The following is a 20,864-nucleotide window of genomic DNA, read 5'->3' on the forward strand; positions in this document are numbered from 1 at the left end:
GCGCAGATGACGGGGGGTCCCGTGCCCTTCGGTCAGATCATCTCGATCCGGACGGGATAGGTGCCCTTGTGCAGCAGGGGCGCCACGTCGCCCTCGATACGGCCCAGCCGGATCAGATCGTCGCGGAAGGTGTAGTCGTCGTGGAAGAGCGCAAGGTTCCCCCAGCCGAGGAAATAGCACAGATCCCCCGGCGTCTCGTCGTGGAATGGCTCGAACCCGCCTTCGTCGAGGCGGCGCGGCAGATGGACGATCTTTTCGTTTGTCGAAAAGTCCCGGATCTCGAGATCGGAGGGCAGCATCGAGATCAGGTCGCGCACCGTCGGATTGTCAAACAGCTGATAGATCACCTGCTGATCGTCGAAGCCGACCCGCATCCGCATGGATTGCGCGCGGGCCGCGGCGGGCACCAACAGGGCGCTTGCGCCACCGGCCAGAACGGCGCGGCGGGTCGGGAGGATGGGGCGTGTCATGGGTCAGCTCTCCGTGTTCGGTTTCAGAAGGTGGCGGCCCGTGCCGGTGATCGCAAGCGCGACGACGGCCATCAGCACACTTCCGGCAAAGGTGGCCCCGATCGAGATCAGGTCCAGCAGCAAGCCGCCGATCACGCCGCCCAGCAGGATCGACGCCTGGATCACCGCCACCATCAGCCCGCCCGCTGCCTCGGGCAGGTCGTCCACGTTGCGCGACATCCAGCTCATCCAGATCACCGACATGGCGGTGTTCATCGCGCCCCAGATCGCCAGCAGGGCCCCCGCCGCGATCACCGATCCCCCGGCAACCAGCAGCGCGGCCGTACAGCCGCCCATCACCAGCGCCGGCAGGCGCAGCATCCGCTCGACCCGGTCCCCGGCCATGCGGCCTGACAGCGACGAGCCGACGAAGCCAGCTCCCCCGAGCACCAGCAGCAGCACGGAAAGCAGGTCGACCCCAACGCCCGTGACCTGCTCCAGGAACGGCCGTAGGTAGGTGAACATGGTGAAGGCCGAGCCCCAGGTGAAGGTGATTGCCAACAGCCCGCGCCGGAAATGGCGCCGCCGCAGGAGCGTGCCGAAGGTGGCAAAGTTCTGCCGCGTCTCGACCGGCAGCGACGGCAGCGCGACGATGTGCCAGACAAGATTGAGCGCCACAGCCGGTGCCAGCGCCCAGAACACGCCGCGCCAGCCGACGATGTCGCCAAGGTAGCTTCCCAGCGGCGCAGCAAAGGCAGCCGCAATCGCCTGTCCGCCGTACATCAGCCCAAGCGCGCGGGGCACGTCGCGATCCGGCACCAGCCGCATGAGGATCGATGTCGCCAGCGACCAGAACCCGCCGACGCATACCCCGAGCAGCGCGCGCCCCGCCATCAGCACGGCGAAGGACGGCGCCAACGCCACCACGACCAGTGAGATCAGCATCAGCCCCGTCAGCACGACCAGCACCGTCTTGCGGTTGATCCGGCCGGCAACCGTGGTGATCGCTAGGCTGGTCGCCACCGCAAACAGCCCGCTGATCGAAATCGCCTGCCCGGTCTGCCCGGTGGTGGCGCCAAGCCCTTCGGCCATTGGCGTCAGCAGGCTGACCGGCATGAATTCCGACGCGATCAGCATCGCCACGCAGAGCGACATCGACAGCACCGCAGCCCAGGCGCCTCGGTCCGCCATGTCCGGCTGTTCGAAGGGGGTATCCGTCAAGATCGGCTCCGTCTGTCTGTTTCCCGCCCTTGTTATCCGTTCTGCAAGGGTTCGATTATGCGGGAATTTTGCATGCAGTGATGCGCGGCATCGATCAAAGCGCGGTTCCGGAGCTGCCCCCCCCATTCATGAGGAAGGCTCATGACGACATGCGGATTCATGCCTCTAATAGCGCAGTCCGGACGTCCCACCTTTCACTCAGCAACAGCAACCACAGGGATCGACGATGACCGAGACACCGCAAATCTCCGCCGAAGCCGACGTCACCAACGAAGGCCGCCGCAACCTGCTCAAGATGGCTGGCGTCAGCGCCGCCGCGATCGCCGCTTCGTCCTTCGGCAATCCGCTGCGCGCCCAGACCGGCGACTGGGACAAGACCTTCCCGAAAAGCGACGCGGTCGAGCATGCCAAGGTCGAGTTCGTCAACCGCTACGGCATCACGCTGGTGGGCGATCTCTACATGCCAGCCGAGCGGCCCGAGGGCCGGATGCCTGCGCTGGCCGTGGCCGGCCCTTTCGGCGCGGTCAAGGAGCAGGCCGCTGGCCTTTACGCGCAGATCATGGCGGAGCGCGGCTTCGTCACCCTCGCCTTCGATCCGTCCTATGTCGGCGAAAGCGGCGGCCAGCCGCGTTCGGTGGCCTCGCCGGACATCAACACCGAAGACTTCATGGCGGCGATCGATTGCCTCGGGCTGCATGATGCGGTGAACCGCGAACGGCTTGGCATCATCGGCATCTGCGGTTTCGGTGGCATGGCGTTGAACGCTGTGGCAGCCGACAAGCGGGTGAAAGCGGTGGCGACCACAATGCGCCTCGGAGCCTGCGATCACCAGCATCGGGCGCGGGCTGATCTCGTCGATATAGGTCAGCAGCGGCATGTTCATGAAGGACAGCGGGTTGGTCACGGTCCAGCCGTCGTTCGAGTTCACCGACCGGGGGTGGTAGCCGCGCTGCGGATCCTTGTAATAGGCATGGTACATGCGGATCACCGGATCATCGATGCCGTCGAGGCTGTCCGGCAGACCGCCGGCAAGCGCGGGTGTCCCGCTCTGCGCGTCCTCCCAGCGTTGACGGCTCATGGCGGCCAGACCTTCGGCACGCTGTTCGTCGGTGAGGCTGTCGTAATAGCCCTTCGCCATCACGCGCGACATGTCATACATGCTGCCAGCTCCTTCGGCTCGGCAGCCGCGGCATGGGCGTCTTCGCTGAAATACCGCGAATGCGCTTCGGACCCGGCGATGATCAGCGCCGGGCGCGGCGAGATCTCGTCGACATAGGTCAGCTGCGGCATGTTCATGAAGGACATCGCCGAGGTGACGTTCCAGCCGCCGTTCGAGTTCAGCGACCGCGGATGATAGCCGCGATCCGTCTTGTAATAGGCGTGGTACATCGAGATCACCGGGTCATCGATGCCGTCGAGCGTGTCGGGCAGCCCGCCCGCCAGCTTCGGGGCGTCGTCCGAAGCGGCGTCTTCCCAGCGCTGGCGGCTCATCGCGTCGAGCGCGGCACTGCGCTCCCCGGCGGTCATCGCGTCGTAATAGCCCTTCGCCATCACCCGGCTCATGTCGTACATCGAGGTGACGGCGACGGCCTTGACCCGCTTGTCCGGCGCGGCCGCGTTCAGCGCCATGCCGCCGAAGCCGCAGATGCCGATCATGCCGATCCGCTCGCGGTCGACCTCGGGCAGCAGGCCGAGGCAGTCGACGGCAGCCATGAAATCCTCGGTATTGATGTCCGGCGAGGCGACATAGCGCGGCTGGCCGCCGCTTTCGCCGATGAAGGACGGGTCGAAGGCCAGCGCGGCAAAGCCCCGCTCGGCCATTTCCTGGGCATAGAGGCCGGCGGCCTGTTCCTTCACCGCGCCGAAGGGACCGGCAACGGCGAGAGCGGCCAGCGGCGCCTCGCCGCGGTCCTTCGGCAGGTAGAGATCGCCCACCAGAGCGATGCCGTAGCGGTTGGCGAAGGCGACCTTGCGGTGGTCGACCCGGTCGCTCTTGGCGAAGGTTTTGTCCCTTCGGCCGTCTCGCCGACCGCTTCCCCACGGAAATCACCCCCGGCGTCTCGTCGCTCGGCGCCTCTGCCGCGGGCGCCGCCCGCGCGCTCTGCGCCCGCCAGGACGTGCTGACCGTGCTGCCCGCGACCCTGCCGGAGGACGTGCTGCGCGACCGGCTCGCCGCCACGGATGCCGCCGTTCTGATGAAGCTCGGCCGCCACTTCCCCAAGGCCCGCGCCGTGATCGAAGACCTCGGCCTGACCGGCCGCGCGGTGCTCGTGCAGCATGCCTCGCTGCCGGACCAGCAGGTCTGCCCGCTTGCCGAGGCGCCCGCGGCGGTGCCCTATTTCTCCATGATCCTCATTCCGGGAAAGGATGCCCATGTCTGAGCCCGTGATCCTCAGCCTCACCCAGGGCGGCGCCGAACTGGGCGACCGTCTCTCCGCCCGCCTCGGCTGGCCGCATCTCGACCGCGCCGCGCTCGGGGCCGACGTGCCCGGCGCCTTTTTTTGTGCAAATTCGTTACACGGCTTAATTTCCCCTTAGGTGTCTGCCGTTAGCCAAGATCCATGAGCAACCCGCCGCATCCCAACGATCCTGTCTCTCTTGCGGGCGATCTTGGCGAGACCATCGCCGTCATCCTGGTGAACTACAATTCCGGGCCGCAGCTGGCCCGGGCGCTGGACTCGCTGGTGGTGCAGACCCGCGCTCCGGACGAGATCCTGGTGGTCGACAACGGGTCGACCGACGGCTCTCTGGGGCTCGTCGACTGGCAGCGGCATCCAGATCTGAAGCTTCTCTGCCTCTCGGGAAATTTCGGCTTCGCCGCGGCAACGAATGCCGCAGCGCGCGCTGCGCGGTCGCGCTGGCTGGCCATGCTCAACTGCGATGCCGAGGCGGAACCGGGTTGGCTGGAGGCGCTGTTGCGGGCGGCCGGGCGGCATCCAGGCTGCGGGGTCTTTGCCTCTGCCCAGGCCCTGCTCGACCGGCCAAGCGTGCTTGACGGGGCCGGAGATGTCTATTCGGCAACCGGGCTGGCCTGGCGCGGCAGCCACGGCCGTCCGCTCGCGGAAATGCCCGGGGAGGGGCGATGCTTCGGGGCCTGCGCGGCCGGGGCATTCATGTCGCGGCGACTTTTCCTCGATCTCGGCGGCTTCGAGGAGAGTTTCTTCTGCTATCTCGAGGATGTCGATTTCGCCTGCCGGGCGCGGCTGGCAGGGCAGGAGTGCGTGTTCGTTCCCTCCGCGCGCATCCTGCACCGCAGCGGCGGCTGCTCCGGTGCCAAGAGCGACTGGACCCTGCGGATCAGCAGCCGAAACCGGCTGCGGCTCTACCTGCGCAACACGCCGCTCCTGCTGCTGCTCGCGACCTGGCCCCTTTTCCTGTTCGGCGTCTGGCTCTCGCTTCTCCAGGCCATGCGGCACCGCCGCGGCCGCGCGGTTCTGGGCGGACTGGCCGACGGGCTGCGCCAGCTGCCCGGGACCCTCCGGCAGCGCCGCCAGCCGGTCGCGGCCACTCCGCGGGGTCCTGGCCCGGACTTGCATTGCTCGCGGCCCGTCGCGCGGCCGAGTGGCACGGTGCCGATGATCCGGGCGGGTCTCCGCCGTGGCGGACTCCTTCGCGGTCTTCGGCCGATGCCGCCCGCCGCGGTTTCCGGCCACGGAAGAACCGGACCTGCCGTGGATGGAGGCAGCGGTGCCGCGGCCGTGCGGGAACCGGCTCAAGTCCTTGCAACCCAAGAATGTATCCGGTGCGTTCGGCGCCGGATACATGGCAGGGCCGCCGGGGCGGGGTTTCCGGAATCCCGGCCGAAACCGGGTTGACCTGCATCCGCTTTGCCCGTTCCTTCCGTACCGAGAGAGGAACGGCACGCTGTGGGCGCCGCCCGGGAGGTTTCCCGGCCGGGCTTCGCGAACGCGGCCGGGGAATTGGGGAAGTGGACAAGTTTTGACCTTACAAGATTGCACGGACCTTGCCGGTTTGCTGGCAGCCTGCGCCGCGCGCGACGAAGCTGCGCTGCGGCAGCTCTTCGACGCGGAATCCGGCCGCATGAAAGGCATTGCGATGCGCATCCTGCACCGTCACGACCTTGCGGAGGAAGCCGTGCAGGAGGCGTTCGTGCAGATCTGGCAGAATGCCGGCAGATATGACCGCCAGCTCGGTTCGCCGCGGGCCTGGATGAACACCATCGTCCGGTTCCGGGCCATCGACATCCTGCGCAGCCGTCCCCAGGAGGACGCCCTGCCGCCGGAAGATCTCGACCGGATGCGCGACGGTGCCGTCGAGGCGGCCTGGGACGGGCTGGACAGCGACGGGCGGCTGCATGGCTGCCTGGAGACAATCGACGAATGGTCGCGCCGCGCCCTGCTGCTGGCCTATGTCGCGGGCCTGTCCCAGGCGGAGATCGCCGGACGGTTCTCGCGGCCGCTCGGCACGGTGAAGAGCTGGATGCGCCGCGGTCTGCTTTCGCTGCGGGAGTGCCTGGCATGACCTACAGCCGCACGCTTACCGAAGACTACGTTCTGGGGCTGCTCTCGCCGGAGGCCCGCCGCGAGGTCGAGGCGCGGCTCGCCGCGCCGGACGGCCCCGAAGACGAGGCGCTGATTGCCGCGGTGCGCGCCGCGTCCGCGGCGCACGGCTGGTGATCGGCGACATGGCCGAGGCGGCCGAAGAGACCGCCGCGGCAGCGCGCGCCCTCGGCACCCAGGCCGAGTTCCTGCGCACCAACGTTGCCGAGCCCGCCGATGTGCAGGCGCTGGTCGCGCTGGCCGAGACCCGCTACGGCCGCCTCGACGTGGCCTTCAACAATGCCGGCATCCTGCCCGCGACCAAGCCGCTGGCCGAGGTCGAGATCGAGGAGTTCGACCGGATCATCGCGGTCGACCTGCGCGGCGTCTTCCTGTCGATGAAATACGAGATCCAGGCGATGCTGCGCAGCGGCGGCGGCGCGATCGTCAACACCTCCTCGGTGGCGGGCGTGGTGGCCGATCCCGACATGGCGCCCTATGCGGCCGCCAAGCACGGCGTCGCGGGGCTGACCAAGGCGGCGGCGCTGGATTACGGCACGCGGAACATCCGGGTGAACGCCGTGGCCCCGGGGCTGATCGAGACGCCGATGACAGAGCGCTGGCTGGCCGATCCGGCGATCTCGGCGGCGCTGATGGCCAACAGCCCGATGAAGCGCGCCGCGAAGCCCGGGGAAATCGCCGCGGCGGTGCTGTTCCTCGCCTCGCCGGGCGCCAGCTTCGTCAACGGCACGGTCTTCGTCGCCGATGGCGGCCAGACGGCGCACTGAAACCTGGCATTGCAAGCGATGGCGCGCCCTCCGGGGCGCGCCGGTTCATGCCAGCCGCGCGGCGATCGTGGCGGCGGCGGCGCGGACATGCGCCTCGATCTCGGCCTCGCCAAGCGGTCGGCCCATCATCATCCGCGTCACCGGATCGGTGACCACCATGTCATGGAACAGCCGCGCCAGCTCCGCCGCATCCTGCGCCCCCGCGATATGGCGCGCGATGATCTGCTGGCTGCGGCGCGGGCCGACCTCGTACCAATGCGCCATCAACTCGGGGAACTGGCCGGAACTGGCCAGAACCATGCGCTGGAAGGCGATGTGGCGCGGCTGCAGCAGCTGGCGCAGCAGGGTCCGCGCCAGGATCGCCAGTCCCGGCTCGGGCGCGGTCGGACCGAGATCCAGCATGTCGAGCGGCGACAGGAATTCGGCGCTCAGCTGCTCGACCACGGCGATGAACAGCCCCTCCTTGCCGCCGAACTGGCGGTAGACATTGGTCTTCGATCCCCCGGCCACGGCGATGATCCCGTCCACGGTGACGGCGCCGAACCCCTTCGCGAGAAAGAGCTCGGACGCTTCGCGGAGCAGGACCTGGCGCCGGGCCAGGCCCCTCGAAGTCAGGGCGGGACGTTCGCTCATGCAGACTGTCTGGCTTTTTCCTGTTTGGCCGAGGGCGCGTGGTGATGCGCCACCCGGAAAGCCTTACGGTCGACATGCTGGCCGTACAAGAGCGAGCCGATCACCACCGCGACTCCAAGCGCCTGGACCGGCGTCGGAATGATCCCCTGGACGGCCGCATCGAGCACGAACGCGGTGACCGGGGTCAGCAGCAGCAGCGGCGCCACCGCCGAGGGACCTGCGCCCTGGATGCCGGTGAACCAAAGCACGAAGGGCAGGGCGGTGATCGCCAGCGCGACGATTGCCAGCCCGGCGATGTTGGTGGCGGTCAGGCTGTCCGGGATGTCGCCGAGCAGGAGCGCGACCACGGCAAGCTCGGCGCCCGCAATGATCATCTGCCAGGCGGTCAGGCTGATGATAGAGGAGGGGCGGCCCCATTTGTGCACCAGCGTGCCGCCGAGTGCGACAGACAGCGCCGCTCCGAGCGCCGCCAGCACGCCGATCAGGTCGAGCCCGGCGCCGCCCTTGAGCACCACCATCGACACGCCCGCCGCGCCCGCGGCGACCGGCCGGACTGCGCGCTGGTGATCCGCGACCAGACGCGGTTTTCCTGGCTGGTCGATCTCGGCAGCGGCGAGGTCGCGCCCGCGCCCGCGATCGCCCCGGCGCCCTCCGGCTGAGGCGGCGGACGAAGCCCCGCCATGCAGCCGCTGCATCCCCGGCCGTCTTGAACTTTCCGGATAAGATGATACCTAGCTAACGATTAGCAGGGTAACAAAAGGCGAGATCATGACATTGCCGGTCCACAAGGCTTTCCTGCCCGAGGTGATCGGGCTCGTCCGCGGCGTCCGCCAGCGCTTCAACGCCCGCGCGGTGGCGCTCGACATGACCTATTCGCGCGCCCAGGCGCTGATGCATATCGCCCAGCACGAGGGGCTGACCCAGGCCGAGCTGGCGCTGAAGCTCGACATCAGCACGCCCTCGATGAACCGCACGCTCGACCACATGGAAGAGCAGGGGCTGATCGAGCGCCGCTCCTGCGAGGAGGACAAGCGCATCCGCCGCCTGTTCCTGACGCCGAAGGCGCAGGGCCAGGCCGGGCAGGTGGTCGGCTTCATCGAGGAGCTGCGCCGCGAGGTCTATCGCGAGGTTTCCCCCGAAGAGCTGCAGAAGGCGCTGGACACGATCCGGCGCATCCAGGCCAATCTCGACCGGATGACCGCGTGATGTCCGAACCCGCAGCTCCCCCTCAGCCGCAGAAGGCGCCGTTCTTTGCCAAGCCGCCGCTCGAAGCGCTTGGCTACATGCTGGCCGCGGTCTTCATCGCGCTGTCCCAGTCGGTGGGGCAGGGCTTCCTGATGGCCAACCTGCGGCCGCTCTCCGGCGAGCTGGGCACCGACCTGGCGGACACCACCTGGCTGCTGGTCGCCTTCGTCACGCCGCGGGCGGCGCTGCCGCTGCTGCTGATCAAGATCCGCACGCAATACGGGCTGCGCCACTTCTGCGAAGCCTCCATCGTGGTCTACATGGCCGTGGGGGTGCTCAGTCTCTGGACCACCGACCTGCATTCCGCCTTCTTCGTCGAGTTCCTCTCGGGCGTCTCCGCCGCGCCGCTGTCGACGCTGGCGGTGCTCTACATGCTGGAGCCGCTGCCGCCCGAACGCAAGCTGCAGGTCGGCATGCCGCTGGCGATGACCTTCATCATGCTGGGTATTCCCCTGTCGCAGGCGATCAGCCCCTATCTGCTGATCGACGGCAGCTGGTTCAACATCCTGATGCTGAAGCTCGGGATGGGCATGATCTCGCTCTATCTGGTCTTCCGCCTGCCGCTGGTCAGCGCGCCGCGCGAGAAGGTGATCCGCAGCATGGACATGGTCAGCTTCGCGCTGGTCTTCGCGGCCTTCGGCGGGCTGATCGCCTGTTTCACCACCGGCTACACCTATTGGTGGACCGCCTCGGCCTGGATGGGGGTGGTGCTCGCCTGCGCGATCGGCGCGGCCGTTCTGGCGCTGGTGATCGAGCTGCACCGCAAGGAGCCGATGCTCGACATCCGCTGGCTGCTCTCGCCCGAGATGCTGCACCTGACCGCCGTGCTGCTGATCTTCCGGATCATCCTGTCCGAGCAGTCGGCCGGCGCGCCGGGCCTGTTCCAGGCGCTCGGCTATGCGCCCGAGCAGATCGCGCCGCTGTTCTGGGTGATCTCCGCGGCCTCGGTCGCGGGCGGCGTGGCCTGCTGCTTCGTGCTGAAGATGCCGCGCGTCCCGCAGATCCACATGGCGGCGCTCTGCTGCGTCGTCGCCGGCTCCTGGCTGAGCGCCCAGAACGCCTTCGACGTCGCGCCGCGCCAGCTGATGCTGGGCCAGGGCATCGTCGCTTTCGGCTCGTCGCTGTTCCTGCCCCCGGCCATGGCCTCGGGGCTGGTGATCGCGCTGTCCCGCGGGCCGAAATACCTGTTGAGCTTCATCGTGCTGTTCATCTCGACGCAGGTGCTCGGCGGCACGATCGGCGCCGGGCTGTTCCGCACCTTCACCGCCGCGCGCACCACGGCGCATGCCGACCTGCTGCGCGACCAGCTGATGGCCGGCAATGCCATGGTCGGCGCGCATGTTTCGCAGCTTGCCGCCTCGCTGGGCACCGCCATCGCGGACCCGTCCGAGCGCACCGCCCAGGCGCTGGCCCAGCTGGCCAGCTCCGTGAACCGGCAGGCCACCGTGGCCGCCTATAACGACGTGTTTGCCGTGACCGCGGCGCTGGCGTTTGCCGTGCTCGTGCTGCTGGTCCTGCATGTCGCCCGCAATTCCCTGCGCGCGCGGATCGCCCCAGAGGCGCCGGCGGCAGAACGAGGTTGAGAAGATGACTGTCCTGAAACATCATATCCCCACCGTGCTGATCGTGCTGATCGGCGTTCTCGGCATCGGCGCCGTGCTCTATGCATGGCAGCTGCCGCCCTTCGCGGGCTCCGAGATCCGCACCGAGAACGCCTATGTGCGCGGCTCCGTCACCACGATCTCGCCGCAGATCGCCGGCTATGTCACCGAGGTGCCGGTGCAGGATTTCGCCACCGTCAAGGCGGGCGACGTGCTGGTGAAGATCGATGACCGGATCGCCCGCCAGACCCTGGCCCAGGCCGAGGCCGCGCTGGACAGCGCCCGGGCGTCCCTGGTTTCGAACGCCCAGGACATCCATTCGGCCGAGGCGGTCCTTGAATCGCGCAAGGCGGCGGCGCAGGCCGCGCAGGCCGCGCTCGACACCGCTCGGGCCAACTGGAACCGGCAGGACAAGCTGAAGGCCAAGGGCTTCCTGTCGCAATCGGATGCCGATGACAGCCAGCTGTCGCTGCAGCAGGCAGAGGCGGCGCTGACCGAGGCGAAGAGCAATGTCGATGTCGCCCGCGAGGATCTGGCCTCGGCCAAGGTGCGCACCGACACGCTGAAGGCCGAGCTGGCCAGCGCCGAGGCCGCAGTGGCGCTGGCCGGGATCGATCTCGAGCATACCGTGATCCGCGCGCCGCGCGACGGCCAGCTGGGCCAGATCGGCGTCAAGACCGGGCAATACGTGACGGCGGGCACCTCGCTGATGTCGCATGTCGGGCCCGAAGTCTGGGTGATCGCCAATGTGCGGGAGCGCGAGCTTGCTGACATGGCGCAGGGGCAGCCGGTCCGCTTCACCGTCGATGCGCTGCATGACCGGAGCTTCACCGGCCATGTCGCGGTGTTCTCGCCCGCCACGGCCTCGGAATACAGCGTTCTGGGGAATTCGACGGCCACCGGCAACTTCACCAAGATCGCGCAGCGCGTGCCGGTGAAGATCCTGATCGATCCGGACCAGCCCGGCGCCGGGCGGCTTGCCCCCGGCATGTCGGTGGTGCTTCACGCGCCGCGCCAGGCGTCCTGACCTGTCCCGCTCCGGCCCTGAGCCGGAGCCTCCCCGGCGCTCAGCTGCCCGTGCTGCGCCACTGTCCCTTGATCTCGCCGGTCGTCAGCACCGGCGAGGCGTCGATTTCGGCGGCATCCAGCATGTCCGCCACGCGTTCCAGAGATGCCAGGAGCTGCGCCTGCTCCCAGTCCTTCAGCTCCTCGAAGGCCCGCACATAGCGCTGCTGCAGCGCGTCCGGGGCCTCTTCGACCGCCGCCTGGCCGCGTTCGGAAATCACCACGTTGGTCTGCCGCCGGTCGGTCTCGGAGCGTTCCCGCGCCACCATGCCCCGCGCCACCAGCCGGTCGACCAGCGCGGTCACTGTCGCCTGGCTGACGCCCATCTGGGTGGCCAGCGCCTTCGGCGTGGTCGAGCCGCCCTTCATCACCGTGATCTGCAGGACCCTGAGCTGCGCGGGCGTCAGCCCGGCCGCGTGCGCGAGGTCGCGCGAATACAGCTCCGTCGCGCGGAGAATGCGGCGCAGCGCGATCAGGCTGGCATCGGTGCGGTTCAGGTCTTGTCCGGACATGGGCGGGAATCTGCCATATCCGGCCGAATGCTTCAATTGGCTAAGTATCATCGTCACTCCTTAGGCTGGCTACGGATATATCCTTAGCTTAGCTGTGCTTTCATTCCCTTATTTCATTGGATTTTTTGCATCACCGGCAAATCTTCGGGTTTTTTTTCATCGTTCTTGAAACTTTCACGCTGATCCCTTAGTTAGTCCTTCAAAGGAAACAGCGAGGGAGAGACTCATGCCCAAGGACATTGTCAGCGACACCCGCCAGATGGCCCGATCGCGGATGGTCACCATGCGGAAACCGGAAAGCACCGATGGCTCGGCCATCTGGGAGCTCGTGCGCAGCTGCAAGCCGCTCGACGAAAACTCGATGTATTGTAACCTGATCCAGGCCGATCACTTTCGCGACACCTGCGTGGTGGCGGAAGAGGACGGGCAGATCCTGGGTTGGATTTCAGGACATCTCATCCCCGCGCAGGATGCCTTCTTCGTCTGGCAGGTTGCTGTCAGCCCCAAGGCCCGCGGTCTCGGCCTCGGCAAGCAGATGCTGCGCCACCTGACCGAGCGCGAGGAGCTTGACGACGCCGAGGTCCTGAAGACGACGATTACCGAGGACAACGATGCCTCCTGGGGCCTGTTCCGCAGCTTTGCGCGCGAGATCGGCGGCGAGCTGGATGACGAGCCCCACTTCCTCGAGGACGACCATTTCGACGGCGCGCATGACACCGAGCACATGGTGACGATCACGCTGAAGAACGACGCGGAAGAGGCGGCGCTGAACGCAGCCGCCTGAGCTTCCGCTCGTCCTCGCACCTCCCCCAAGAATTCACTCCCGAAAGGAGTTCCCCCATGGCCAAGGACATGGCACAGCCGATTTCCATCTTCAAACGCCGCGAGAGCGAGGCCCGCTCCTATTGCCGCGGCTTTTCCAAGCTCTTCACCGAGGCCCGCGGCAGCGAGATGTTCGATGTCGACGGCAACCGCTACATCGACTTCCTGGCCGGCTGCTCGTCGCTGAACTACGGGCATAACGATCCGGACATGAAGGCCGCGCTGATCGAGCACATCGCCGGCGACGGCATCGCCCACGGCCTCGACCTGCATACCGACGCCAAGGGCGGCTTCCTGCGCGCCTTCGAGGACCACATCCTCGGCCCGCGCGGCATGGACCACAAGGTGATGTTCACCGGACCGACCGGCGCCAACGCCGTCGAGGCGGCGATGAAGCTCGCCCGCAAGGTCACCGGCCGCACCAACATCATCTCCTTCACCAACGGCTTCCACGGCGTGACCATGGGTGCCTTGGCTGCGACCGGCAACGGCTACCACCGCGGCGGCGCCGGCATCGACAAGCACGGCGTCACCCGCATGCCCTACGACAACTATGCCGACGGCGTGGACTCTGCGGCGCTGCTCGAGCAGATGCTGGCCGATCCCTCCGGCGGCATCGACGCCCCGGCGGCCATCATGATGGAGACCGTGCAGGGCGAGGGCGGCCTCAACGCCGCGTCGCGCGGCTTCGTCGAGCGGATCGCCAAGATCGCCCGTGACAACGGCGCGCTCTTCATCGTCGACGACATCCAGGCCGGCTGCGGCCGCACCGGCACCTTCTTCTCCTTCGAGGAGATGGACGTGCAGCCCGACATCGTCACCATGGCGAAATCGGCCTCGGGCTTCGGCCTGCCCTTCGCGATGGTGCTGATCCGCCCGGAGCACGACATCTTCGGCCCGGCCGAGCATAACGGCACCTTCCGCGGCAACACCCATGCCTTCGTGACCGCCCGCGTCGCGATCGAGAAATTCTGGGCGACCGGCGACTTCCAGCGCGAGCTGGCCGACAAGGCGGTGATGATGACCACCGCGCTGTCGGAAATCGCCGAAATGATTCCGGGCGCCTACCTGAAGGGCCGCGGCCTGATGCAGGGGATCGATGTCGGCTCGGGCGAGCTGGCCTCGGAAATCTGCGCCCGCGCCTTCGAGCTGGGCCTGGTGATCGAAACCTCCGGTCCGAACGACGAGGTCGTCAAGGTGCTCGCGCCGCTGACCACGCCGAACGCGACGTTCCGCGAAGGCTACGCGATCCTCGCCGAAGCCGTCCGCGACATCGTGAAACCGGCAACCGTCGCAGCGCAGTAAGGAGTACCGATCATGATCGTGCGTGATTTCAACGAGCTGAAAAACACCGACCGCGCCGTTTCGGACGCCCAGTGGACCTCCACCCGGATGCTGCTGGCCGATGACGGGATGGGCTTCTCCTTCCACATCACCGAGCTGGAAACGGGGTCGGAGCACACCTTCGAGTACAAGCACCATTTCGAGAGCGTGTACTGCATGGCCGGCAAGGGCTCGATCACCGATCTGGGCACCGGGGAAACCCACCAGATCCGCCCGGGCGTCATGTACGCGCTGAACCTTCACGACCGCCACATCCTGCGGGCTGAGGAAAAGCTGGTGATGGCCTGCTGCTTCAACCCGCCGGTGACCGGCAAGGAAGTCCATCGCGAGGATGGCTCCTATGCCCCGGCGGAGGAACTTGCGGACTGACCATGGCCCATACTGTCGAAAAAATCGGCGGGACCTCCATGTCCCGCGTCCACGAGCTCCGCGACACGCTGTTCATCGGCGGTCGCGAGGGCGATGCCCTCTATGGCCGGATCTTCGTCGTCTCGGCCTTCGGCGGCATCACCAACCTGCTGCTCGAGCACAAGAAATCCGGCGAGCCGGGCGTCTATGCCCAATTCGCCAACCAGGATACCGGCCATGGCTGGCATGACGCGCTGACCCGCGTCGCCGCTGCCATGCGCGAGGCCCATGCGGCCGTGCTGGAGCATCCCGGCGACATCGAGCAGGCCGACGTTTTCGTCTCCGAGCGGATCGAAAGCGCGCGCAACTGCCTGATCGACCTGCAGCGGCTCTGCACCTACGCGCATTTCTCGCTTGGCGAGCACATGATGCAGACGCGCGAGCTGCTCTCGGGGATCGGCGAGTCGCATTCCGCCTTCGTCACCGCGCTGATGCTGCGCCGCGCGGGCGTCAATGCCCGCTTCGTCGACCTTTCCGGCTGGCGCGACCCGGGCGGGCTGAGCCTCGACGACCGCATCACCGGCGCGCTCGAGGCGATCGACCCGATGGCCGAGATGCCGATCGTCACCGGCTATGCGCAATGTGCCGAAGGGCTGATGCGCGAATACGACCGCGGCTATTCCGAGGTGACCTTCTCGCGGCTTGCCGCCCTGACGGGCGCGCGCGAGGCGATCATCCACAAGGAATTCCACCTCAGTTCGGCCGACCCGAACCTCGTCGGGCAGGACGCCGTGCGCAAGCTCGGGCGGACCAATTACGACGTGGCCGACCAGCTGTCGAACATGGGGATGGAGGCGATCCATCCGAAGGCGGCGAAGACGCTGCGCCAGGCGGGTGTTCCGCTGCGCGTGACGAATGCTTTCGAGCCGGAGGATCCGGGCACGCTGATCGACGACCAGCCGGCCGAGACCCCGGCGGTGGAAATGGTCACCGGCCTCGACATCCTGTCGCTCGAAGTGTTTGAGCAGGACATGGTCGGGGTGAAGGGCTATGACGCCGCGATCCTCGAGACACTGACCCGCCACGAGGTCCGGATCATTTCGAAGGTGACCAACGCCAACACCATCACCCATTTCGTCGACGCGCCGATGAAGGTGATGAAGCGGGTGGAAAACGACCTGGTCAAGCTCTACCCGAATGCCGGCGTCTCGGTGCGCCCGCTGGCGCTGGCTTCGGCGATCGGCCGCGACCTGAACGGCCTCTCGGTGCTGACCCGCGGCCTGCTGGCCATCGCGGCTTCCGGCCACGAGGCGCTCGGCGCCGCGCAGGGCCCGCGCAATGTCGACGTGCAGTTCATTCTGGAGCGCGAGGACCTCGCCCCGGTGATCAAGGCGCTGCATGCCGAATATGTCGAAGGCGGCGCGGAGAAGGGCGGATCGCTGCGCGCGGTCGCCTGATCCCGGCCCCCTTCCAATGCAAGAGGCCCCCGGATGCCGTCCGGGGGCCTCTTGCTGTCCTTCGGTTTCCGGCGTCAGCGGACGGCCGCGGCCTGGGACTGGACCCATTTCCAGCTTTCGGCGACGCCCTCGACCAGCGGCACCTTCGGCGACCAGCCGAAATCTTCCTGCGCGCGGCGGATGTCGAGCACGATCCGCGGCACGTCATAGGCGCGCGCCACCTTGTAGGTCGGCTGGAAATCGCGACCCGTGGCATGGCGCACGGCCTCGACGATCTGGTTGACCGAGGTGCCTTCGCCGGCCCCGGCATTGTAGATGCCGCTCTTCTCCGACTCGAGCGCGGCCACGCAGATATCCGCCATGTCCTTCACGTAGATGAAGTCGCGCACCACTGTGCCGTCGCCCCAGATCTCCAGGTCCTCGCCGCGCGACAGCTTCCACAGATAGGTGCCGATGATGCCCTGGATGCCGGTATGGCCCTGGCGCGATCCGGTCCGCGAGGACCATCCCCAGAACCCGATCAGCTCCTACGGGATCGTCAAATCGGCGATCGAGAAATACATCTTCATGGAGCAGGAGCTGCACGGGCTGAACGCGGTCGTGCTGCGCGCCTCCAATCCCTATGGCCCCGGGAGGCCCCGGGCCTGACCCGGGGCGCCGCGGGCTCAGATGTCCGACAGCAGCGCATCGGCCGCGCGGGTGATCTCGTCCCTCATGGCGGCGGGCCCGGGGGAATTCGGCGCCCTGCCCAGGCTGCCCCGCCCCGGCGATCTCCGGCCGGGACGCCCGGTTCCTCCCGGATCGCCCCTTGTTCCCGAGGGCGCCCTTTGCGATCCGGACGGCGATCCGCCAAAACGCTGGCGGCGGAGGCCCCAAGCCGCGGCCCGACACCGACCGTAAATGCAGCCCCGGCGCAACGCGCATGCCGAGCGGGAAACGCGACGTTTCCGTGCCCGGAGCCGACGACGGATCCCGCGCGCTCCGCGCCTCGTCCGCAACGGTATCGGCACGGTCGGCACGTCGCCAATCGGCCCGGAGAGCGGCGCCAGCGCTTCATCGGTCCCCGATCCGATCTGTCGCGGCCGCGCGCGGCAACGTGCCGACCACCAAGCGCCCGGCTGCGTCGCGCCCCGCGCCGGTGATTGTCGGCAGCCCCCAGCACAAAGGCGCGGTCCATTCAAGCAGAAGGGCAGTGCCGGAGGGTAGAGGTGCCCTCCGGCGGCCCGCCGATGCCGCGTGTCCGGACCTGGTCGTTGCCGGAGGCAGCGACGGTCAACCTCGCCCGCACCGCGCTGAAATCTCCGTCCGGACAAGCGCAGCCGCCGCACAGCGCCTGGAGGACCTGCCCCCCCCGCCTCTTCCGCGCCCCGGATACGGCGCCCGGCCGGGACGCGCCGATGCCACGGAGATGCGGAGCGTCGGCGCTTGACAAAATCGGGGCAGAACGGGAGGTAGGCCGCGAACGGTTCCCCCGGGATGAAAAGGGAACCCGGTGGCGCGGCCAAGGGCTGCGGAATCCGGGACTGCCCCCGCAACTGTTAGCGGCCGTTCCGAGCCTCGCCGTCCGACCGGACGGAGCCACTGCGCGCCATCGCGCGGGAAGGCAGCATCGGAACCATGGCCGCAAGTCAGGAGACCTGCCGTTCCGGCTCCGCAGTTGCGCGGCGCCGCAACCCTGAAGACCCGACCGGACGGGGCGTCCGGGAAAGGATAGTGCATGAATCTCGCGACCTCTGCCCGGTCCGGCGGCCTTGCCCTGCTGGCTTCGGCCCTAATGGCAGTCCCGGCTGCCGCCCAGTCCGGCGCTCCTCCCGTCGAAATCGAAAATTGCGGCCGGACCGCCAGCTATGCCGCGCCGCCCGAACGCGCGGTCTCGATCGGCCAGGGCACCACGGAAATCCTGCTGTCGCTCGGCCTGGAAGACCGCATCGCCGCAACGGCGATCTGGCTCTCCCCCTTGCCCGAGGCCTTGGCCGGAGCCGGACGGGACCTGCCGCGGATCGCCGGAAACTCGCCCAGCTTCGAGGCCGTTCTGAAGGCGCGCCCCGACTTCGTCGCCGCCCAGTGGATCAACGACATCGCGCCGGACCGGGCCCGGGTCGGAACCTTCGCCCAATTCGCCGATTTCGGCGTGCCGGCCTATGTCTCGCCCGCCGAATGCGCGAAAAGCGACTTCAGCGCGGGCAGCGGCGACGGCGCAAGGTCGCAGGCTTGGAGCATCGGCCTGCTGAACCGCGAGATCACCGAGCTGGCCCGCATTTTCGGGGTGGCGGAGAGGGGCGAGGCACTGGTCGCCGCAACCGCCGCCCGGATCGACACAGCCGCCGCCCAAGCCGGGGCGCTGCAGGCCCGCGGCGTCTCGGTGCTCTTCTGGTTCTCCTCCCCGGAGCTCGGCGGCGAAGCCTACGTTGCGGGACGCTACGGAGCGCCTGCATGGATTTCCGGGGTCGCGGGCGTGCGCAACGTCATCGACTCGGGCGAGGAATGGCCGCTGGTGGGCTGGGAGACGATCTCGGAGCTCGACCCGGACGTGATCGTGCTCGGCACCATGGACCGGCGCAGCCTTCCCGGCGACGACGTGGCGGCGAAGCGGGCCTTCCTCGCCAGCGACCCGGTCGCCAGCCAGCTGCGGGCAGTCCGCGAAGGCCGGCTGATCGAGATGCCCGCGCATTCGATGAACCCGACGCTGCGGGCGGTCGACGGGGTCGAAACGCTGGCGGACGGCCTGAAAGATCTCGGCCTGGCCCAGTGAGCGGTCCGGTCCGCCTCCGGCGCGGACCCGGGCGGCAGATGGGACTGGGTCCCTTCCTGCTGCTCGGGACCGTCGCGCTGGCCGCCGCAGCCGGCATCGCGGTCCTCGTCGGCGAGGTCCGCGTGACCCCCGGCGAGGTCGGCGCCACGCTTGCCAACCGGCTGATGGGGTTCGATCTGCAGGTCGACCCGATCCGCGAAGGCATCGTCTGGCACTACCGGCTGAGCCGGGCAGTGGTGGCCATGTGCGCAGGCGCGTCGCTCGCGATCTGCGGCGTCGTTCTGCAGGCCCTGCTGCGCAACCCGCTTGCCGAACCTTATCTGCTGGGCATCTCCGCAGGCGCCTCGACCGGGGCGGTGCTGGTGATCGTGCTCGCCCTCGGGGCCGGCGCGCTGACGGTTCCGGCCGGCGCGGTGGCCTCCAGCTCGCGCTGGTCGAACGGCTTCACCAGGTAGTCGTCGGCGCCGAGATCGAGCGCGCCGACACGGTCCTCCACCGCCGAATTCGCCGTCAGCATCAGCACCGGCGTGCGGTCGCCGCGGCCGCGCATCGCGCGCAGGAGCGCCGTGCCGGTGCCGTCGGGCAGGTTCACGTCGAGCACCATCGCGTCATAGGACTGCACCGCCAGGAAATCCTCGGCCTCCGACACGCTGGCGGCCAGGTCGCAGGCGACGCCCGAACGCCCCAGCTGCACCGCCGCGGGCTGTCGACCAGGGTCCACCAGTTGCCGTCGTCGATGGTGATGGCGCGGCGCAGGTTGTTCTCCATCGCGTTGCCCAGAAGCGTGCCGAGGATGATCGGCACCAGCGGCACGTCGAGCTTCCTGAGGATCCAGCCGCCGACCCCGAAGGCCACCATGACATAGAGGTCGAAGGTCGAGCCCGAGATGCCGTAGATGCCGACGAAGCTGACCATGGCAACGATGGGCATCAGCACTTTCGGCGGGATCATCAGCACGCGGGTGAAGATGCCGACCATCGGGATGTTCATCGCCAGCAGCATGAAGTTGGCGATGAAGAGCGCCGCGATCAGGCCCCAGACCACGTCCGGGTTGTTGGCGAAGAGCAGCGGACCGGGGGTGATGTTCAGCGACAGCAGAACGGCCAGCAGGACGGCGGTCGTGCCCGAGCCGGGAACGCCGAGCGCCAGCATCGGCACCAGCGCGCCGCCCGCGGCCGCGTTGTTGCCCGCTTCCGGCGCCGCGACGCCGCGCGGATCGCCGGTGCCGAAGGTGCCTTCCTTGTCCACCAGCCGCTTCTCCATCGAATAGCTGATGAAGGAGCCGAGGCTTGCGCCCGCGCCCGGCAGGACGCCTGCGATGAAGCCGAGGACGGAGGTGCGCAGCATGGTGGGTGTGCAGGCCTTCAGCACCGATTTCGGCGGAGTCAGGCGCCCGATCTCCAGCTTCTTGCCGGCCGCGTCCGAGCTGCCGTGGCGCTCTTCGAGGAAGATGAAGACTTCCGACAGGGCGAAGAGGCCGACGATGGCGACGAGGAAGTCGAGACCGTCATAGAGATGGACTTCGCCGAAGGTGAAGCGCGGCACGCCGGTCTGGGTGTCGACGCCGATCATCGCGAGGCCGAGGCCCAGCATCGCGGCGAAGGCCGATTTCGCCTGGTTGGTCGAGCTCACGCCGCCCAGCGTCATGAAGGCCAGCGCGAAAAGCGCGAAATATTCCGCCGGGCCGAACAGCAGGGCGATCTTGACGAGCTGCGGCGCGAGGAAGATCAGCCCCCAGGTGGCGATGAAGGCGCCGACGAAGGAGGCAATGCCCGAGAGGCTCAGCGCCTGGCCTGCCATGCCCTTCTTGGCCATCGGATGGCCGTCGAGCACGGTCATCATCGCCGGTTCGTCGCCGGGAATGCCGAGCAGGATTGACGAGATCCGGCCGCCGTACATGGCGCCGTAATAGACCGAGGTCAGCAGGATCAGCGAGGGCGTCGGCCCGAGGCCGAGGGTGAAGGCCAGCGGGATCAGGATGGCGACGCCGTTCGAGGGGCCGAGGCCCGGCAGCGCGCCCATGATGGTGCCGAGGAAGCAGCCCAGGAGCGCCAGGCCGATGTTCTGGAAGGTCAGCGCGACGCCGAAGCCGTCCGCGAGGTTCGCAAAAATGTCCATCTGGGTCTCC

At 68.0% G+C, this 20,864-nt stretch carries 24 protein-coding genes, 2 pseudogenes and 1 riboswitch; of the genes and pseudogenes, 16 read left to right on the forward strand and 10 right to left on the reverse strand.

Translation table 11 applies throughout. From position 1 onward, the window contains the following. Positions 1–32 precede the first annotated feature (32 nt). From C7T91_RS15490 to C7T91_RS15505, 4 genes are all read right to left on the reverse strand, one after another. Complete coding sequence (locus C7T91_RS15490) at positions 33–470, reverse strand: cyclophilin-like fold protein (RefSeq protein ID WP_108260022.1); 438 nt, start codon at positions 468–470, stop codon at positions 33–35. 3 nt (positions 471–473) lie between these two features. Next, positions 474–1,670 (reverse strand): MFS transporter, encoded by a 1,197-nt coding sequence (locus C7T91_RS15495; RefSeq protein WP_108260023.1) that lies wholly within the window; start codon positions 1,668–1,670, stop codon positions 474–476. Positions 1,671–1,827: 157 nt separating this feature from the next. After that, positions 1,828–2,829, reverse strand: a complete 1,002-nt coding sequence (locus tag C7T91_RS38505; RefSeq protein WP_330848847.1) for a hypothetical protein — start codon at positions 2,827–2,829, stop codon at positions 1,828–1,830. Further along, on the reverse strand, positions 2,808–3,605 hold the full coding sequence (locus C7T91_RS15505; protein ID WP_236638258.1) for an alpha/beta hydrolase: 798 nt from the start codon (positions 3,603–3,605) through the stop codon (positions 2,808–2,810). The genes C7T91_RS38505 and C7T91_RS15505 overlap by 22 nt, the downstream gene beginning before the upstream one ends. 104 nt (positions 3,606–3,709) lie before the next feature. On the opposite strand from C7T91_RS15505, the pseudogene C7T91_RS15510 reads away from it, so the two are divergent. The 6 genes and pseudogenes from C7T91_RS15510 to C7T91_RS15525 form a co-directional block, all read left to right on the forward strand. Then, positions 3,710–4,051, forward strand: a pseudogene (locus C7T91_RS15510) (SAM-dependent methyltransferase); the annotation flags it as partial. Continuing rightward, complete coding sequence (locus C7T91_RS32630) at positions 4,044–4,208, forward strand: hypothetical protein (RefSeq protein WP_161555927.1); 165 nt, start codon at positions 4,044–4,046, stop codon at positions 4,206–4,208. The pseudogene C7T91_RS15510 and the gene C7T91_RS32630, both read left to right, overlap by 8 nt. Positions 4,209–4,231: 23 nt before the next feature. Continuing rightward, a complete protein-coding gene (locus C7T91_RS15515) occupies positions 4,232–5,485 on the forward strand; it encodes a glycosyltransferase family 2 protein (RefSeq protein ID WP_108260024.1) in 1,254 nt (417 codons plus the stop codon). Positions 5,486–5,642: 157 nt separating this feature from the next. Continuing rightward, entirely contained in the window at positions 5,643–6,152 is a 510-nt protein-coding gene (locus C7T91_RS15520; RefSeq protein WP_201742116.1) for a sigma-70 family RNA polymerase sigma factor, read from the forward strand. Next, positions 6,149–6,307: a hypothetical protein gene (locus C7T91_RS32635; protein ID WP_161555928.1), complete on the forward strand. Its 159-nt coding sequence runs from the start codon at positions 6,149–6,151 to the stop codon at positions 6,305–6,307. Before C7T91_RS15520 ends, C7T91_RS32635 begins: the two co-directional genes overlap by 4 nt. Further along, positions 6,304–6,957, forward strand: a complete 654-nt coding sequence (locus C7T91_RS15525; RefSeq protein WP_201742117.1) for an SDR family NAD(P)-dependent oxidoreductase — start codon at positions 6,304–6,306, stop codon at positions 6,955–6,957. The genes C7T91_RS32635 and C7T91_RS15525 overlap by 4 nt, the downstream gene beginning before the upstream one ends. 45 nt (positions 6,958–7,002) lie before the next feature. Here the strand turns inward: C7T91_RS15525 and C7T91_RS15530 are convergent, their stop codons facing one another. Continuing rightward, on the reverse strand, positions 7,003–7,590 hold the full coding sequence (locus C7T91_RS15530; protein ID WP_108260026.1) for a TetR/AcrR family transcriptional regulator: 588 nt from the start codon (positions 7,588–7,590) through the stop codon (positions 7,003–7,005). After that, positions 7,587–8,108: a DMT family transporter gene (locus C7T91_RS15535; protein WP_236638260.1), complete on the reverse strand. Its 522-nt coding sequence runs from the start codon at positions 8,106–8,108 to the stop codon at positions 7,587–7,589. Before C7T91_RS15535 ends, C7T91_RS15530 begins: the two co-directional genes overlap by 4 nt. A gap of 250 nt (positions 8,109–8,358) precedes the next feature. On the opposite strand from C7T91_RS15535, the gene C7T91_RS15540 reads away from it, so the two are divergent. From C7T91_RS15540 to C7T91_RS15550, 3 genes are read left to right on the forward strand one after another with little or no spacing between them, the layout of a single operon-like run. Next, positions 8,359–8,796, forward strand: a complete 438-nt coding sequence (locus C7T91_RS15540) for a MarR family winged helix-turn-helix transcriptional regulator (protein ID WP_108260028.1) — start codon at positions 8,359–8,361, stop codon at positions 8,794–8,796. Beyond that, positions 8,796–10,418, forward strand: coding sequence for an MFS transporter (locus tag C7T91_RS15545; RefSeq protein ID WP_108260029.1), 1,623 nt, complete (start codon positions 8,796–8,798; stop codon positions 10,416–10,418). Before C7T91_RS15540 ends, C7T91_RS15545 begins: the two co-directional genes overlap by 1 nt. Positions 10,419–10,422: 4 nt before the next feature. After that, positions 10,423–11,463 carry an HlyD family secretion protein gene (locus C7T91_RS15550; RefSeq protein WP_108260107.1) on the forward strand — a complete coding sequence of 347 codons (1,041 nt, stop codon included), beginning with the start codon at positions 10,423–10,425 and terminating at the stop codon, positions 11,461–11,463. A gap of 40 nt (positions 11,464–11,503) precedes the next feature. On the opposite strand, the gene C7T91_RS15555 is transcribed toward C7T91_RS15550, so the two are convergent. Beyond that, the gene (locus C7T91_RS15555; RefSeq protein WP_108260108.1) at positions 11,504–12,013 is read right to left on the reverse strand and encodes a MarR family winged helix-turn-helix transcriptional regulator; all 510 of its coding nucleotides are present in this window, start codon (positions 12,011–12,013) and stop codon (positions 11,504–11,506) included. A gap of 226 nt (positions 12,014–12,239) precedes the next feature. Between C7T91_RS15555 and ectA the strand changes: the two genes are divergently transcribed. The 4 genes from ectA to C7T91_RS15575 are packed head-to-tail and all read left to right on the forward strand — an operon-like array spanning position 12,240 to position 15,984. Then, complete coding sequence (gene ectA, locus C7T91_RS15560; protein WP_108260030.1) at positions 12,240–12,797, forward strand: diaminobutyrate acetyltransferase; 558 nt, start codon at positions 12,240–12,242, stop codon at positions 12,795–12,797. Between the two features lie 56 nt (positions 12,798–12,853). Continuing rightward, positions 12,854–14,140, forward strand: coding sequence for a diaminobutyrate--2-oxoglutarate transaminase (ectB, locus tag C7T91_RS15565; RefSeq protein WP_108260031.1), 1,287 nt, complete (start codon positions 12,854–12,856; stop codon positions 14,138–14,140). 12 nt (positions 14,141–14,152) lie between these two features. Beyond that, positions 14,153–14,548 carry an ectoine synthase gene (locus C7T91_RS15570; protein WP_108260032.1) on the forward strand — a complete coding sequence of 132 codons (396 nt, stop codon included), beginning with the start codon at positions 14,153–14,155 and terminating at the stop codon, positions 14,546–14,548. 2 nt (positions 14,549–14,550) lie between these two features. Continuing rightward, a complete protein-coding gene (locus C7T91_RS15575; RefSeq protein ID WP_108260033.1) occupies positions 14,551–15,984 on the forward strand; it encodes an aspartate kinase in 1,434 nt (477 codons plus the stop codon). Between the two features lie 74 nt (positions 15,985–16,058). Here C7T91_RS15575 and C7T91_RS15580 read toward each other — a convergent pair whose 3' ends face one another. Beyond that, positions 16,059–16,508, reverse strand: coding sequence for an NAD-dependent epimerase/dehydratase family protein (locus C7T91_RS15580; RefSeq protein ID WP_108260034.1), 450 nt, complete (start codon positions 16,506–16,508; stop codon positions 16,059–16,061). On the opposite strand from C7T91_RS15580, the gene C7T91_RS15585 reads away from it, so the two are divergent. The 3 genes from C7T91_RS15585 to C7T91_RS15595 all read left to right on the forward strand — a co-directional run bounded on the left by C7T91_RS15585 (position 16,450) and on the right by C7T91_RS15595 (position 19,191). Next, entirely contained in the window at positions 16,450–16,632 is a 183-nt protein-coding gene (locus C7T91_RS15585) for an NAD-dependent epimerase/dehydratase family protein (RefSeq protein WP_236638261.1), read from the forward strand. The two genes, C7T91_RS15580 and C7T91_RS15585, sit on opposite strands and share 59 nt — an antisense overlap. Before the next feature lie 798 nt (positions 16,633–17,430). After that, a riboswitch (cobalamin riboswitch) is annotated at positions 17,431–17,643 on the forward strand. 58 nt (positions 17,644–17,701) lie between these two features. After that, positions 17,702–18,736 (forward strand): ABC transporter substrate-binding protein, encoded by a 1,035-nt coding sequence (locus C7T91_RS15590; RefSeq protein WP_108260036.1) that lies wholly within the window; start codon positions 17,702–17,704, stop codon positions 18,734–18,736. Between the two features lie 38 nt (positions 18,737–18,774). Continuing rightward, a complete protein-coding gene (locus C7T91_RS15595; protein WP_236638262.1) occupies positions 18,775–19,191 on the forward strand; it encodes an iron chelate uptake ABC transporter family permease subunit in 417 nt (138 codons plus the stop codon). A gap of 20 nt (positions 19,192–19,211) precedes the next feature. On the opposite strand, the pseudogene C7T91_RS15600 reads toward C7T91_RS15595, so the two are convergent. Together C7T91_RS15600 and C7T91_RS15605 are read right to left on the reverse strand one after the other, a co-directional pair. After that, positions 19,212–19,430 (reverse strand): annotated as a pseudogene (locus tag C7T91_RS15600) (response regulator); the annotation flags it as partial. Then, positions 19,325–20,854, reverse strand: a complete 1,530-nt coding sequence (locus C7T91_RS15605) for a tripartite tricarboxylate transporter permease (RefSeq protein WP_236638263.1) — start codon at positions 20,852–20,854, stop codon at positions 19,325–19,327. The gene C7T91_RS15605 and the pseudogene C7T91_RS15600, both read right to left, overlap by 106 nt. Between the last annotated feature and the right edge of the window lie 10 nt (positions 20,855–20,864).

Source organism: Mangrovicoccus ximenensis, assembly GCF_003056725.1.
GTDB classification, from domain to species: Bacteria; Pseudomonadota; Alphaproteobacteria; order Rhodobacterales; family Rhodobacteraceae; genus Mangrovicoccus; species Mangrovicoccus ximenensis.

What these genes read in the sequence shown, in the direction of transcription:
- C7T91_RS15490 (WP_108260022.1), bottom strand. Translation starts at nt 470, where the DNA reads ATGACACGCCCCATCCTCCCGACCCGCCGCGCCGTTCTGGCCGGTGGC.
- C7T91_RS38505 (WP_330848847.1), bottom strand. Translation starts at nt 2,829, where the DNA reads ATGTATGACATGTCGCGCGTGATGGCGAAGGGCTATTACGACAGCCTC.
- C7T91_RS32630 (WP_161555927.1), top strand. Translation starts at nt 4,044, where the DNA reads ATGTCTGAGCCCGTGATCCTCAGCCTCACCCAGGGCGGCGCCGAACTG.
- C7T91_RS15515 (WP_108260024.1), top strand. Translation starts at nt 4,232, where the DNA reads ATGAGCAACCCGCCGCATCCCAACGATCCTGTCTCTCTTGCGGGCGAT.
- C7T91_RS32635 (WP_161555928.1), top strand. Translation starts at nt 6,149, where the DNA reads ATGACCTACAGCCGCACGCTTACCGAAGACTACGTTCTGGGGCTGCTC.
- C7T91_RS15530 (WP_108260026.1), bottom strand. Translation starts at nt 7,590, where the DNA reads ATGAGCGAACGTCCCGCCCTGACTTCGAGGGGCCTGGCCCGGCGCCAG.
- C7T91_RS15535 (WP_236638260.1), bottom strand. Translation starts at nt 8,108, where the DNA reads ATGGTGGTGCTCAAGGGCGGCGCCGGGCTCGACCTGATCGGCGTGCTG.
- C7T91_RS15540 (WP_108260028.1), top strand. Translation starts at nt 8,359, where the DNA reads ATGACATTGCCGGTCCACAAGGCTTTCCTGCCCGAGGTGATCGGGCTC.
- C7T91_RS15545 (WP_108260029.1), top strand. Translation starts at nt 8,796, where the DNA reads ATGTCCGAACCCGCAGCTCCCCCTCAGCCGCAGAAGGCGCCGTTCTTT.
- C7T91_RS15550 (WP_108260107.1), top strand. Translation starts at nt 10,423, where the DNA reads ATGACTGTCCTGAAACATCATATCCCCACCGTGCTGATCGTGCTGATC.
- C7T91_RS15555 (WP_108260108.1), bottom strand. Translation starts at nt 12,013, where the DNA reads ATGTCCGGACAAGACCTGAACCGCACCGATGCCAGCCTGATCGCGCTG.
- ectA (WP_108260030.1), top strand. Translation starts at nt 12,240, where the DNA reads ATGCCCAAGGACATTGTCAGCGACACCCGCCAGATGGCCCGATCGCGG.
- ectB (WP_108260031.1), top strand. Translation starts at nt 12,854, where the DNA reads ATGGCCAAGGACATGGCACAGCCGATTTCCATCTTCAAACGCCGCGAG.
- C7T91_RS15570 (WP_108260032.1), top strand. Translation starts at nt 14,153, where the DNA reads ATGATCGTGCGTGATTTCAACGAGCTGAAAAACACCGACCGCGCCGTT.
- C7T91_RS15575 (WP_108260033.1), top strand. Translation starts at nt 14,551, where the DNA reads ATGGCCCATACTGTCGAAAAAATCGGCGGGACCTCCATGTCCCGCGTC.
- C7T91_RS15585 (WP_236638261.1), top strand. Translation starts at nt 16,450, where the DNA reads ATGCCGGTATGGCCCTGGCGCGATCCGGTCCGCGAGGACCATCCCCAG.
- C7T91_RS15590 (WP_108260036.1), top strand. Translation starts at nt 17,702, where the DNA reads ATGAATCTCGCGACCTCTGCCCGGTCCGGCGGCCTTGCCCTGCTGGCT.
- C7T91_RS15595 (WP_236638262.1), top strand. Translation starts at nt 18,775, where the DNA reads ATGGGACTGGGTCCCTTCCTGCTGCTCGGGACCGTCGCGCTGGCCGCC.
- C7T91_RS15605 (WP_236638263.1), bottom strand. Translation starts at nt 20,854, where the DNA reads ATGGACATTTTTGCGAACCTCGCGGACGGCTTCGGCGTCGCGCTGACC.